Raw genomic sequence first — 14,492 nt, forward strand, 5'->3', positions numbered from 1 at the left:
TTCAAAGAACTACAAGCCAACGTCATTCTGGAAGTCCTCGACTTACCCAACGGCGTTGAGCTACTCAGAAAATACTTAGCACACCAAGCCCGAAGGAGTTAAACCAATCCTTCGTACAGTACTGATTCGCCATTTTACATTTATCATTACTTCAATCACGCAAACAGAATCTCGGCGATTCGGTGGGCGGCTTTTCCATCCCAGAGCGGAGGAATCGTCCCTTTTTTGGAACGGCCTTCCAGAATTTCCAGTACTTTGCTGTGAACGGTTTCCGGGTTCAGGTCCGCCAGCAACTGATTGGTGCCCAGTTCGACGGTCACGGGTCGTTCTGTGCTGTCGCGGAAGGTCAGGCAGGGGACCTGAAGGTAGGTCGTTTCTTCCTGAATACCGCCCGAATCCGTCACGATCAGGGCCGCGTGTTCCATCAGGTTCAGAAATTCCAGATACCCCTGCGGTTCCATCAACGTCAGGTTGGCGATGGCGGAAAGCCGGGAGGACAGGCCGGATTTTTCCAGGTTGTGGAGCGTCCGCGGGTGAATGGGAAACAGGACTTTTTTGTAGGGAGCGGTATCTTCGATGATTTGCAGGATGCTCCGTAAACCGGCTTCCGTGTCGACATTGGCGGGCCGGTGCATCGTCATCAGAACGTACTCCTGCGGCTTTAATCCGAGCTTCTCAACGGTTTTGGTTTCGGCGGCTTTCTGGCGGTAATGCATCAGGGAGTCGATCATGACGTTGCCCACAAAATGCACTTTTTCGTTACAGACGCCTTCATGTTTTAAATTGTCCAGACCGGCCTGCTCGGTGATGAACAACTGATCGGAAATGCTGTCGGTCAGGATGCGGTTGATTTCCTCGGGCATGCGCCGGTCCCGGCTCCGCAAACCCGCTTCTACGTGAACCACCGGAACGTGCATCTTGACGGCCACCAGCGCGCAGGCAATCGTGGAGGTGACGTCGCCCACCACCAGCACCAGATCCGGCTTTTCCGTTACCATCACGGTTTCAAATTCCAGCATGATCCGGGCGGTTTGCTGCGTGTGCGACCCTCCGCCAACGCCCAGAAAATAATCGGGTTTCGGAAGTTCTAATTGGCTGAAAAAGACGTCGCTCATTTTGGCGTCGTAATGCTGCCCGGTGTGAACGATGATCGACCGAACCTGCGGATAGTGTTGAAAGGCCCGGTGGAGGGGTGCCACTTTCATGAAGTTAGGCCGGGCACCGACAATGTTCAGAATCTTGATTGGTTTAGACATGGCGAAGACGGAGAAAACAGGTCTGCCGACGGGTTGGGCAGCAGTACGAAGCGAACCGACAAAACCGCCCGCGATTCGGTTTACGACAAAGTACAGCGCGCGGAAAGAAAGCATTCGTAGTAATTTTGCCAATCTGTACCGCCTGCCCGTCCGGGAATAAAAAAAAGCCCCAATGAGATCGGGAAACCGGTCGGAATTCGCTTATTTTCCGAAAAGACGTTCCCACCACCGACTGTTTCGTATCGCGTTTCATGACCCATTCCTTCATCCGACCCATCCTGTCCATCGCGTTTCTGTGGGGCGTCGTTTCGGCGCTTCAGGCACAATCCATTGCCCGTCTGCCGGTGTATTCCAGCGAAGAACTGCGGAGCAAAACCGACTGGCTTCTGGCTGCGCCAGCCCAAAAATCGGCGGTTTATCAAACCAAAGAAGGTTTTCTGGCCCTGAGCAACGGTCTCATTACCCGAACGTTTTCCCTCGAACCCAACGGCGCATCGGTCGGTCTGGATAACCTGACGACGGGGGAATCGCTGCTGCGTTCAGTGTCGCCCGAAGCCATTCTCTGGATCAACGGCCACGAGATCAAAGTGGGCGGGCTGACCGGCCAGCCCATTCAGAATTACCTGCTGACCGGCTGGCTCAAAACCATGAAAGCCGATCCGTATAGCCTGAAAATGCTGACGTATGAGGTGTCTCCGATTAAAAAACGGATGGAGTGGAACCGCCGGACGGCCTGGTCGACGCAGAAAGCCGACTGGCCCCCCAAAGGGCTGGAGGTCACGTTTACGTACGGAACGACGGATGACATCATTCGCAATAACCAAAACCGCCTGACGTCCGATGACCGGCGCACCAAACTGCTGGACGACGGTTTTCGGAGTCTGTCGCCCGACTGGAAAATCGTGGCGTCGCCGGGGAATCAGTCCGCGTCGTTTACGAATGAAGGCAAAGCGGGTGAAATTCAGATTCCGGCCAACAGCACCCTGTTTGCGGAACGGTCGTTGCCTGAAAAAACCGCCGTGGTGATTTGCAAACTCAACTCGGGAACGGATCAAAGTGTGTACTACGGGCCGGGTGTGGCGCTCACGTTTGCGGATCGGCCGCCGTTGAAATTCTATCTCTCGCCCGGCAACCGGCAGTTTGGTTTACAAAATGGCGATAACGGAGAGTTTTTCGAGGGCTTCGATCCGGCCAAATCCTGGTATCTGCGCATCGAACTGGCGTTGGGGAAAGTCCTTTTGTCGGTATCTGAAGACGGTATTGGCTACAGAACGCTGCGCACACTCGACCTGGCTTCGGTTCCGAAAGGCATCCGGATCGGGAAAACCGATCAGAAAGGCAATACCTCGGAGCAGCCTGCTTCCCAATCGACGGGCCGCTGCCGGATTGAGCAGTTGACCTTGCTCGGTGGCCCGCAGAATCCGGGGGCTGACCTGGATTTTCTGAAGGGGCTGGTCGTGAAAGTGCATTACGAACTGTACGACGGTTTGCCGCTGCTCAGCAAATGGGTGACGGTCGAAACCGCATCGGCGGAAGGCTTTGTGCTGAACAATCTCCGAACCGAACACCTGGCCGTGACCGAAGCCGAAAGCTCCGTCGAAGCCAAACGGCGCTGGGAATTGCCGCCGATATTTGCCCAGAGCGATTTCGCTTTTCAGTCGATGGCGCCCAACGCGTCCGAAAATGCGTGCGTCGAATGGCAGGAAGACGCGACGTACCGCACGCAGGTAAATTACAGTCTCAAAACACCCTCGGTACTGGTTTGCCAACCCCGGCAGGGCGTTGGGCAGAAGATTGTTCGCGGGCAGCCGTTTGAAAGCATGCGGCTTTGGGAATTGCTTTACGACTCAGGGGACCGGGAACGCCGGGGGCTGGCGCAGCGGAAAATGTACCGCACGATCGCGCCCTGGGTGACCGAAAATCCGATCCTGATGCACATCCGCAGTTCGGCCGATGCCGACGTGAAAAAAGCCGTCGATCAATGCGCGGAAGCCGGTTTCGAAATGGCGATTCTGACGTTCGGCAGCGGTTTTAACATCGAAGATTCGACCCGGCAAAACCGGCAGCGCATGAAGGCATTGAAAGACTACGCAGCCTCGAAAGGCATTGCCATTGGCGGGTATTCGTTGCTGGCGAGCCGGTCGATCGATAAAGAAAATGACGTGGTGATGCCGAAACCCGGTATGAGTCCCATCTTCGGTCATTCGCCCTGTCTGGAAAGTGGCTGGGGACAGCGGTATTTCGAAAATTTATACCGTTTTTACAAAGAAACCGGCATGGACATCCTGGAACACGACGGTTCATATCCGGGCGACATTTGCGCTTCCACGAGCCACCCCGGCCACGCGGGTCTGGAAGATTCGCAGTGGAAACAGTTTGCCCGAATCCGTGATTTTTACCAATGGTGTCGCGGGAAAGGCATTTACCTGAACGTGCCCGACTGGTATTTTCTGGCAGGGAGCAACAAGATTGCGATGGGCTACCGCGAAACGAACTGGTCGCTGCCCCGTGAATACCAGGAGATTATCGAACGGCAGAATATTTACGACGGTACCTGGGAAAAAACGCCGTCGATGGGCTGGATGTTCGTGCCGCTGGTCGAATACCACGGCGGAGGTCCGGCGGCTACCATCGAACCCCTGAAAGACCATTTGCCGCATTATGAGCAGCGGATGGCCAATCTGTTCGGGGCAGGTGTGCAGGCCTGTTACCGCGGACCCCAGTTGTATGACGCGCCGGAAACCAAAGCCGTGGTGAAAAAATGGGTGGGTTTTTACAAGAAACACCGCCCCATTCTGGACGCCGACCTCATCCACCTCCGCCGACCCGACGGACGGGATTACGACGCCATTCTACACGTCAATGCTGCCGGAAAAGAGAAAGGTCTGCTGATGGTCTATAATCCGCTGGATGAGCCGATTACGAGAACGTTGACGGTTGATTTGTACTATACCGGTTTGAAAAACCGGGTTGCCGTGAGCAAACAGGACGGCGCGTTTGCGAGTCAGCCGCTGGATGGAAGCAAACTAACGCTTCGGGTGACCATTCCCGCAAAAAGTCAAACCTGGTACGTATTTCAATAAGCAATTCGTCTGGAAAGCCATCTATTTACGGTCTGCTATGAGATTATTTTCCTTGCGACGATGATGGCAAAACCTTCGGCTATGACCGCGGGAAATTTTCCTGGACGAAACTGGACGTGAAAAAGAACAAAAAAAGTGAACTGACCGGTAGCTGGACCCCGCCCAAAGACCCGAATTGCCACTGCACCACTGTTTCCTGTGAATTCATGACCCGGTGAGGGGTTCGGTAAAAGTATGGTTCTACAGAACAATCCGTTCCGGAGGAACTGAACAGCGTAGCGTCGGTAGTTGACACGGTATCTCATACCCCAGCGTGCCGTGAGGTACGCAACGATTCCCATCAAACAGCCGGTTGTGTACCTGACGGCACACGGGGAGGGCGGGAAACTGACGTTGCTACCGCTCCGGCGGCCCGGCGACGCTGCGCTGTTAAGCTCCTGACGGAGCAACCTCAAAACCCGGCATTGGCGCATACGTTTCAAGGCGACCTATGACCTGTCGGTCAGTTCAGACAGCGGGGCGTGGTGGCCAGTGTCTGCTTATTCCGCTCTAATTCCATCAAAACGGCTTTGGCAAAAGCAACTTTGTCGGACTTCCGGTATTGCTCGATGGGCTGACTGCGGGTCAGTGTAAAATTCTGATTGGTTTGCTGGCAGGCACCCCACAGATCGGGATTGAGTTTGATCTTGTACTGACGGATGGGCGTATCCGCGCCGAACCAGAGATTGATGATGTTACTAACGGTTGGTTTAATGACGACACTCATGATGTGGTTGTGGTATGTGTTAATAAGCCGAAGGTAAACTTCCGATAAATAAGTTGCTAAATAATTTTGTGTCAGCGGTTAAAATGACGGTTTAAGCCGCCGAAAACCGTGGATGAAGTGGTATGTTTTGCGATAATCGATTTTTGCCAATTATTATTTAGTAACGACAAACGGCTCCCGTTGTTCTGCTTCCTGCCGGAAATTTGACCCTTTTTTTAGTAAATGGATATTTTTACAAATAGTATTATTTTCTTGCACTATTTACAGATAGTTTGCGCCGGGTTAGAGCATCCCATGGATAGAATTTGATGGTATTGGCGCTCTGAAAGACCCTGATGTTCGAATACGCTCCTAAACCGTAATCAATGAAAATTCGAAAAATGAATCTTTTCAAGAAAGGATTCAACACCCGGATGCACAATGTGTTGACGGTTGGTTTGCTGCTGGGAAGCTGCCTGATGTCGGGCATGGAATTGCGGAACACGGCCCCGGATACCGGTAAAGACTGGCCTGCCTACGGGGGAAACAAAGCCGGCAACCGGCACTCGCCACTCACCCGGATCAACACCGAAAACGTCCGGAATTTGCAGGTAGCCTGGCAGTATGATGCTTCCGAAAAACCGGATCCGAATGACCCCGCCCGGAAGCGGGGCCGCGCCATTCAATGCCAGCCGATTGTTGTCAACGGCATTCTGTATGGCACCACACCCGAACTGAAACTGTTTGCCCTGAAAGCCGGAACGGGCGAACAACTCTGGAAATTTGAACCCTCGAAAAACGACCGGCTGAACTCCAACCGGGGCGTGATGTACTGGGAAAACGGGAACGAAAAACGCATTTTGTATACCGTAGGGTCGAGTTTATACGCCGTCAATGCTGAAAACGGGCAAATCGTATCCAGTTTCGGAACCGATGGGCGGGTGGATCTGCACGAAGGGCTACAGACCAATCTGGATCATGACGTCAGCAAGTTGTCGGTAACGGCCACGTCGCCCGGAATTATTTACCGGAACACGGTTGTGATGGGCTCAAGCGTATCCGAATCCGGCGATGCGGCTCCCGGCCACGTGCGGGCGTTTGATGTGGTGACCGGAAAATTGAAGTGGGTTTTTCATACGATTCCGCAGCCTGGTGAGTTGGGCTACGATACCTGGCCGAAGGATGCGTATAAGAGAATCGGAGCCACGAACAACTGGAGCGGGCTGTCGCTGGATGAGAAACGGGGCGTCGTTTATTTCGGCACCGGTTCTCCCGCTTCGGATTTCTACGGGGGCGACCGCAAAGGCGCAAATCTGTTTGCCAATTGCATTCTGGCCCTGGAGGCCGAAACCGGCAGAATGAAGTGGTATTACCAGACGATTCACCACGATCTGTGGGACCGCGACCATCCGAGTCCGCCGAACCTGATCACCTTGAAACGCAACGGAAAAACCGTCGATGCGGTGGTACAGGCGACGAAAGACGGATTGGTATATGTGCTGGATCGGGATAAGGGAACCTCGCTGTTTCCGGTGGAGGAACGCAAGGTGCCCACGAACGGCTTGCCCGGCGAACATCCGTATCCGACGCAAAAATACCCGCTGAAACCGCTGCCGCTCAATCGGCAGGTGTATACCGAAGCCGATCTTACCGACCTGTCGCCGGAAGCCCATGCCTACGTGAAAGAGCGGTTTTTGAAAATTAAAACGGACAACAAATTTGCGCCCCCCAACACCACCGGAACCTTGCTGTTTGGCTACAGCGGTGGTGCCGAATGGGGCGGAAACGCCATCGATCCGCAGGGAATTCTATACCAGAACGTCAATGAAGACCCCTGGGAACTGGTTATGACGGAACGGGCCAGCCTGACTACGCAGAAAAACCCGGTAACGGCGGGGAATGCCCTGTATACCGCCAACTGTGCGGCCTGTCATGGGCAGGACCGGCGAGGTAGCGGGCCGGAACTGCCGGGGCTGGTCGATATTGGCAAAAAACGCTCGGCGGAGGAAATCAAAACGCTGCTGAAAACCGGCAGTGGCCGGATGCCTTCGTTCCAGCACCTGTCCGAAAAAGACCGTGATGCCATCGTTGCCTTTTTGCTAAACCGGGAAACCGGCCCGGCGACGGTCGCCAGCGCCCCGGCTCCGGCGGCCACCAACCCGGGTGGTTTTCCGTACGTACCGGCTTACGTGAGCAAAGTCTGGCAGCGGTTTACGGATCAGGACGGCTATCCGGGCATCAAACCGCCCTGGGGAACGCTCAACGCCATCGACCTCAATACCGGGGAGTATCTCTGGCGGGTGCCGTTGGGCGAATACCCGGAACTGACGAAAAAGGGCATTCCCATTACCGGAACCGACAGCTATGGCGGACCGCTTTCCACGGCAGGCGGGCTGGTGTTTATTGCCGGCACCCGGGACGAAAAGATCCGGGCGTTTGATAAAAAAACCGGGAAGGTGGTCTGGGAATACCAACTTCCGGCGGGCGGTTTTGCCACCCCGATCACCTACGAAGTTGACGGGAAACAGTATGTGGTGATTGCCGCCGGTGGAGGCAGAGGCCAGAAAATCGGGGGAAATTACATCGCCTTTGCCTTGAAATAAAGGTCTTAGACCCCGTCCCTTACATCGTACTGATGTTGATATCCAGACGGGAAAGCATTGATCCTTCAAACCGGTCATCGACAAACAGGCCGGTGACGGATGGCGTGTTTAGCATTGATCCTGAATGAATTGGCACAGGGGTTTCCTGAATTGCGGAAGAAATGCCGCTTGCCGCCCATCGGAAATTGATTATCAATGATCTTATTAGTATATTTTGCTATAACAAGAGTAAGGTAAAACGAAATGAAACTTTAGTTAAATAAGAAGGGCAATTTTTCGGGTAAACCGAGCTGTAAATGAGAAACTTCTCTTATTTCGGACTAAAAATAGGTAGCATTAGTTGGAAAGGAGCCTGGCTAGGCTGGTGGTTCCTAATGGTTCCCGTTATGGTCATTGCCCAACCAGGGCATTGGCGGGTTGGTTTGCAACTGGGCGTGGCCCATACCCGAAGTAAACTTACCGCTACGCCTGCCATACCTGATAACCAATTTACCTTTACGACGCCCACGGGCACCTGGTGGCAAGCCAATCTGGAACGAAGTATGACTTCCCATCTGAGCCTTAAAGTGGGCATGGGACGCATGCGTTTACCTTATTCAATGTCTCATCATATCGCATTAAGAGATGCATCGGGTCGGGTAACGCTGATGAGCGGTGGAAGCTCGGGCGGGGGGGATGCCTTTTCGTACGCATCGCTTGGGCTCATTGCCAATACCCGCGCCTGGGGGCCGGTTATCGTAACGGCCGGGCTTGATTTGCAAGGACGTTATAACCGCCGGGCTAAATCAACGTTTGTGTATGGGGGTTATGGGAGTTCCAGGGTGATCAGAGGCCCGGACACGCTTCGGTTATTCACCTCCAACCGGTTTACACCACAACCCACTGCGATTTTCACTTTAGCCCTTGCTCCACAACTCGGTGTTGATGTTCGGCTTTCTCAACGCTTATTCCTGGGTGTAGTGGCTACCTATAATCTGGGCCTGGGTTATATCCGCCAGGCAACGTCACCGATTCAGATCAACAATGAACGCTATGAGAGCCGCTTTACCCATAGCGGCAGTTTTATGGGCTATCGTGCCGGATTGAAATATTCGATTGGGAAGGTAAAGTCACTGGGCACACTACACTATACGGCTTATAATCAGCCACAGCCTCAAGCCTCCTGGTATGAGCCGGAACGCGCCCGGACCTTTCGGAGAAAATCCTGGCTGACCGGTGGACGAATGGGTTATTTTTCTGAACGTTCGTCGCGTCAATATGAGTTAAGTTTCCAGGGATATGGCGGTTATTTTATCTTCAATCAGGTGGCGGTAGGCTTAAAAGGGAAGTACAACCGGGATTATCGCTTTACCACTTTTCCCATTATTCGCTCCTGGCTCCTGGGGCCTATGGTGCGTCTGTATGCAACAAACTCCCGAATAGCCCCTTTTGTGGAAGGATCTTATCAAATGGGGAAAGTACATTTTGATTTGCGGACTACTCCTTTTCCCTATCCGGCTGTCGAACGGGGAATCGACGTGCTTTCATTGGGTGCAGGAGTCAGTGCGAGGCTAAGTGATCAGTTTCGACTTGATCTGATGGCTGAAACACAAAAGTTCTCGAACTATCCCCTGAGCAGAGCCTCGGCAGTTCGCCCTGAGTTAGGCGTTACCTATTTCATACGAAAATAATCCAGATGGCGTCTGGTTAGCGTTTGTAAAACGGAGGGTATTTGATTTTTTCTAGCCCGTTACAACTTTATGAGAAGTGCTTCCCTGCGGCTGCCTACTCCCTTGCGTATTTCGATCGCAGTCGCCGGGCGACATCGTCGGCCAGCTCGTCGCGCATGCTGTCGTAGAGTTGCCAGCGGGAGGGCGGAAAAGGGTCGGCCCGTTTAAGCAAATTGCCATTGAGTGCCCGATCGTCTCCACTAAAGGTTTCCCATTCAGTAACCCAGTGACGGTTTTCTCCAAGGGGCTCCTCCCACAAGACGTTTCCTGTTTGCGTATCCACCGCCCACATCCGTAAATCCAGGCCGGCGCGGATTTCCAGCCGGTGGGTGGTCAACGTGCCACTGACTTTCTCCATGATATCGACTTTGGTGGAGTCGTTGATTTTTTTCTCGCCTACTTTATACGCCTGATTGCTGTAGATGGTGGTGGAAGAGGAGAATGTATTTTCGGCGAAAGGCAAATAACCGGTCACCTGCATCTGGACGGCCTGATGAATCGGAAAACCATCGCCTGCCTGTTCAGTGGGCAGGTAAAGCAGTACAAAAGGGGATGGTTTGGGGTTGCGTTCAACGCGTTGAAAAATAAGCTGTTGTAGTTTTCGATTCTCCCTGGTACTAATTTCCCGGGTCGGATGCAGGGGGTCGACCACGATGCGGAGGATGGCAAAAGGCAAAACCGCTTCGGATTGGGCGCGGGCCTGTCGGTAGTTGGGTACCCAGTTCAGCGCTTTCTGGTAGTGTTGGTAAGCTTCTTTTGCCGCTAAACGGTTTTCTTCGCGGTACGCAAATGCTTGCTCGGCAGCCTGGTATCGGTCGGCTGCGGCCAATTCCCGCACTTCATTTTGCCGATCCACGTACGAAGCGGGGTAGGCCGCCAGCCACTCCGCACAGGCCGGGCATTGCCGAACAAAGCCGCGTCGGGCATTGTCGGTCAGGGTTTGCAGGTGGACATATTCCTCAAAAACCGTCTCCCACCGAAAGGTTGCAGGTTGATTGGGGTCGGTCGGTGCGGCCGAAGAGAGCCGCCGGATGACGGTTTGATGCTGATTGTACGCATGTCGGAAGGCTTCTTTCAGCACCTGAGGAGCCGTTTCGTAGCCCCGCTTAAAGAGCCCACGCGGCTGATTGAGCCGATGGGACGCTTTTTTGACTGCGAGGTCGAAATTGCCCTGATGAAGTGCGGTTTTGCCACTGCTGCACGCCGTCAGCAATGGAACGAAGAGGCCGAAAAACAGAACCAGGCGAACCATACCGTAAACTAGAATTTTGCTCATTTGACCCAAGACCGGGCAATGGGTTTATCGTTGACCCCGGGATGGGTCATTCCGTTGGATTGCATTCTTCCTGTTTTTTTCGGTTCTGCTATCTTGCCACCACCGTCACATCGACGCAGGCACCGGGTCGGCGGCCGATCGTTGCTTGACGTTGGGTAAGAAATGAACCGTTGCCGCTTTTGTGGTAGAGAGCCGTCACCTTGCGGTAGAATTCCTGGCCCATTTTTGCCAGCCTTACCAGCCTGCGTGCCTGTAAGTTACTTTTTTTGACCTAAATGACAATGATCCTAAACCGCATGATGAAGTTTGCACTCCCGGTGCTTCTGCTTTTCAGCAGTGCCTATGTGGCAAATGGGCAAAGTAAAGACCCGCTGGACGGTGTCGTAATTACCTCTCAAAAGGAGAAAACCCGGGTATATTCGGAAAACGGATCCGTACACGTGAATGTGCACCCGAAGGAGGTCCGCCGGTTTAAAGCCGCCGGATTGGTGCGTTACAGCAACTTCGGTGCCAGCGGCAAGGGCAAAACCGATGATTCGGACGCGATCGCTGCCACCCATGCCTTTGCCAACCTGCACGGTCTTTTGGTGAAAGCCGATGAGGGCGCAACCTACTATATTGGCGGGAAAGAGCGCACCGCAGTCATCCGAACGGACACCGATTTCGGTACGGCAGCGTTCATCATTGACGATACGGAAGTGGAAAATCGCAATGCGTCTGTTTTCACGGTTGGCTCAGACCTTAAACCGTTTAAACTGGAAACGATATCTTCGCTGAAGAGAAATCAGGAAAAAATCGACGCGTCTTTACCGGGTCCCTGCCTGATTACGGTCACCAATTCGAACGTAAAACAATACATTCGGTTTGGGCTCAATCAAAACAAGGGATCGTCGCAAACCGATATTTTTGTGGTCGACAAACAGGGCAACGTGGATAAGAACGCTCCAATCATCTGGGATTTCGACCAGATTACGGAAATCACCGCGCTGCCCATCGATGAGAAACCGCTAAAGATTACCGGTGGACGATTCACCACCATTGCCAACAAAGCCGAATCGAAGTATACCTATTACAACCGAAACATTGCCATCCGGCGGTCCAACGTGCTGGTGGAAGGGCTGGAACACCGCATTACGGGCGAAGAAGATCACGGCGCGCCCTATGGCGGTTTTATCAACATCGGGGACTGTTCCTATGTAACGATTAAAAACACCATCCTGACCGGACACCGGACCTACAGCACCATTGGCGCGGCCGGTAAGCCGGTCACGATGGGTACGTACGACCTTTCGGCCAATCGCGCACTGAACGTGTCTTTCGTGAATTGCCGCCAAACCAATGACATCAACGACAACCGGTACTGGGGGATTCTGGGTTCTAACTTCTGCAAAAATCTGCTGTATGACCAGTGTACGCTCTCCCGGTTTGATGCCCACCAGGGGGTTGCCAATGCCACCATCCGCAACTCGACTCTGGGACACATGGGAATCAATGCCATCGGCAGTGGACTCTTACTGGTGGAGAACTGCACCATCCGCGGCAGAAGCATCGTCAATCTGCGCTCCGACTACGGCAGTACCTGGCAGGGAGAACTCGTAATTCGCAACTGTGTTTTCGTGCCGTCGGACGGCAAACCCGTCAGTGCCGCCCTGATCAACGGATTCAACTCCGGTCAGCATGATTTTGGCTACACCTGCTACATGCCGGAACGCATTACGATTGAAAATCTCCGAATAGAGGACTCCCGGCATCCCGATAATTACCAGGGCCCCGCGATTTTCTTTAATTTCAATTCGGAAATGACCGACCATTCCTACCAGGAGAAATTTCCCTACGTCAAAACCAAAGAGGTCATTCTCCGGAACGTAACTACTACCAGCGGAAAATCGCTTAGAGTTAGCGATAACCCATTTATGTTCAGGGATGTGAAGTTGGACGTGGGTCGGTGATGTTTTGTGAATTCCTTACTTGGCCTTAGCGGTAGGATGCATGTTTATGAAAATTTCGTTTAAGTTGATTGAAAGCCGAAAGAGGGGCAGGAAAGGACGAGAATATGAGGTTTATTTATTGGTTGGTAAAACGGAGGTTTAGTTTATATCAATTGCCTCCTTTTGTAATCGCTTGATTTTGCATTTCTGATAATTTCGTGGTAATTTTTCACAAACCCTGTTCTCGTATGGATGTTTCTCGATTCATTCTTCTTGCTGTTTTCATTGCTGAGCTTTGGTTCCTTTATAGAAAGAGCCATCGTAGTGATCGCGGGCAATCTTAATAATGGGAGGTTTAATTGATTCAAAGTAGTTTATCTCATAGTCTCGCCCTTCCTCCCAGGGGCATCCGGATTTTTTTCTGATTCCTTTGGGTATGGTTTTGTTTTCGTGTCCATAACCGTGGCAATTATCTTATATCCCCAACGCAACGAACCGAGACACCGCCGGCAACATCGGCATCGAATCGAAACGCTTTTTTTAAATTCTGTTTATTGCTACTGGGAGGACCACCATAGTGAAAGTTCCATCCCCAGGCCTTACCTTCCGCGCCCGCTGGGGAGGACGTCCAAAAGAATCCGAGAGTACCCAGGACTTCATAACTACCTTTTCTGCGGATACCTGCTGGAAGGGCGTTAAAGCCGCTGCTGTTAGTGCCGTTACCGTCTTCATTCCAGCCTTTGACGCTTTTTAGAGTTTCACCGGCCTGGTCAGTTCCGCCAAATTGGCTTACCAGCAGAGACCATTCGCTATCCGTTGGTAAATGCCAACCGCTGGGACAGGCTTTTTTCGCTGCCTCCCAGGTGTAAAGCAAGCCTAGCTCTTTTCGATTATTCTCATTGTCATCATAAGCATAGCTACCTTCAACTTTGTAGTTTAGGTTTTGTGCCATCCAGGTAACGGTTTTGCCCGTCAAAGCTTCTTTAAAGCTGATCGTTTTATACGTTTGGCCATCACGCAAGTCAGTGAAGGTGCCGGTAAATTGGGCAATTCCCACCTGACTAAAATACAAGGTAGCAAGTACGGTAGAGATGTATTGTTTCATCATTGTTATTTCAGGTTTAGCGTTGTCATCATAAGGTTTATCTAAAAATACATAGTCGTAAGAGATCTTTCCAAAATGGACGAATTCTTTACAATCATAATCGATTAATTTTCAAATGCCTTACAACGGAGTATACCCTTTTTAGGTCTACAAGGTCAAACCCTTTAGCGCAATGAGACAGTCAACCTTTGTTATAGTGATCTTAACTCTATTGGTATCCTGTAATAAGAAAGACATCACACCAGAATGCGGCTGTAACAGCAAGATTTATCAGGAATTAGTTAAGGTGAAAGCCTCTTATTCAGGACATGGCACTTTCCTTTATATTGATCCTCAAAGTTCAAGTAAAATTGTACCGGTACAGCTTTGTGACACTACCTTAGTTGATCCTACCTGGCAACCTTCAACCACGTACAACTTTATCCTGAGTGGCCAAAAGAAGTCGCCATGCTATGTACCAGGCGTAGATAATTTTACGACTGTCTACCCACTAGTCCCTACTCAAATCGTGAAAGATTGAAAGTTCATAAACGTGGGATGAAAAAGTGACTTTAGCTAACTTCCTGTATATCAATAGTACGTATTAATTCAGTCAATCATTCAAAGTACGGAAAATGGTAGTTGTTTGATTGGGATTAATTAACTCGTTTCAACTGAATCGGGATCAAGAGCAAAAGTTGTGGAGCATCTTGGTTTAAGCATATAACTGCGTTAATCGATAAAGGAAAAACTCGACGTTTCTTACCCCTCTGAACTGAGCCCGGAAGGCTTTGATCTTGGCATTGAA

At 51.9% G+C, this 14,492-nt stretch carries 10 protein-coding genes and 1 pseudogene; 7 read left to right on the forward strand and 4 right to left on the reverse strand.

All coding sequences use genetic code 11. From position 1 onward, the window contains the following. Positions 1-155: 155 nt before the first annotated feature. On the reverse strand, positions 156-1,244 hold the full coding sequence (gene wecB, locus DUE52_RS31690; RefSeq protein ID WP_114410166.1) for a non-hydrolyzing UDP-N-acetylglucosamine 2-epimerase: 1,089 nt from the start codon (positions 1,242-1,244) through the stop codon (positions 156-158). Positions 1,245-1,254: 10 nt separating this feature from the next. Here wecB and DUE52_RS32565 point away from each other — a divergent pair, with 10 nt between their 5' ends. The 4 genes and pseudogenes from DUE52_RS32565 (at position 1,255) to DUE52_RS33000 (ending at position 4,780) form a co-directional block, all read left to right on the forward strand. Beyond that, on the forward strand, positions 1,255-1,416 hold the full coding sequence (locus tag DUE52_RS32565; RefSeq protein ID WP_165841075.1) for a hypothetical protein: 162 nt from the start codon (positions 1,255-1,257) through the stop codon (positions 1,414-1,416). A gap of 91 nt (positions 1,417-1,507) precedes the next feature. Then, positions 1,508-4,339 carry a hypothetical protein gene (locus DUE52_RS31695; RefSeq protein WP_114410162.1) on the forward strand — a complete coding sequence of 944 codons (2,832 nt, stop codon included), beginning with the start codon at positions 1,508-1,510 and terminating at the stop codon, positions 4,337-4,339. Between the two features lie 68 nt (positions 4,340-4,407). Beyond that, positions 4,408-4,557 (forward strand): annotated as a pseudogene (locus tag DUE52_RS33235) (hypothetical protein); the annotation flags it as partial. A 100-nt stretch (positions 4,558-4,657) separates the two neighbouring features. Further along, positions 4,658-4,780: a hypothetical protein gene (locus DUE52_RS33000; RefSeq protein WP_262511018.1), complete on the forward strand. Its 123-nt coding sequence runs from the start codon at positions 4,658-4,660 to the stop codon at positions 4,778-4,780. A 61-nt stretch (positions 4,781-4,841) separates the two neighbouring features. Here DUE52_RS33000 and DUE52_RS31700 read toward each other — a convergent pair whose 3' ends face one another. Further along, positions 4,842-5,105: a hypothetical protein gene (locus DUE52_RS31700; RefSeq protein WP_114410163.1), complete on the reverse strand. Its 264-nt coding sequence runs from the start codon at positions 5,103-5,105 to the stop codon at positions 4,842-4,844. Positions 5,106-5,563: 458 nt separating this feature from the next. Here DUE52_RS31700 and DUE52_RS31705 point away from each other — a divergent pair, with 458 nt between their 5' ends. Continuing rightward, complete coding sequence (locus tag DUE52_RS31705) at positions 5,564-7,687, forward strand: outer membrane protein assembly factor BamB family protein (protein ID WP_229312375.1); 2,124 nt, start codon at positions 5,564-5,566, stop codon at positions 7,685-7,687. 296 nt (positions 7,688-7,983) lie between these two features. Continuing rightward, positions 7,984-9,357, forward strand: a complete 1,374-nt coding sequence (locus DUE52_RS31710; protein WP_114410164.1) for a hypothetical protein — start codon at positions 7,984-7,986, stop codon at positions 9,355-9,357. Positions 9,358-9,451: 94 nt separating this feature from the next. Here the strand turns inward: DUE52_RS31710 and DUE52_RS31715 are convergent, their stop codons facing one another. Next, entirely contained in the window at positions 9,452-10,672 is a 1,221-nt protein-coding gene (locus DUE52_RS31715; RefSeq protein WP_229312374.1) for a hypothetical protein, read from the reverse strand. Between the two features lie 299 nt (positions 10,673-10,971). Here DUE52_RS31715 and DUE52_RS31720 point away from each other — a divergent pair, with 299 nt between their 5' ends. Further along, on the forward strand, positions 10,972-12,621 hold the full coding sequence (locus DUE52_RS31720; RefSeq protein WP_114410169.1) for a hypothetical protein: 1,650 nt from the start codon (positions 10,972-10,974) through the stop codon (positions 12,619-12,621). 448 nt (positions 12,622-13,069) lie between these two features. Here the strand turns inward: DUE52_RS31720 and DUE52_RS31725 are convergent, their stop codons facing one another. Continuing rightward, positions 13,070-13,708 carry an FISUMP domain-containing protein gene (locus tag DUE52_RS31725; RefSeq protein WP_114410165.1) on the reverse strand — a complete coding sequence of 213 codons (639 nt, stop codon included), beginning with the start codon at positions 13,706-13,708 and terminating at the stop codon, positions 13,070-13,072. Between the last annotated feature and the right edge of the window lie 784 nt (positions 13,709-14,492).

The sequence above is a fragment of the Larkinella punicea genome (assembly GCF_003334855.1).
Classification (GTDB): Bacteria; Bacteroidota; Bacteroidia; order Cytophagales; family Spirosomataceae; genus Larkinella; species Larkinella punicea.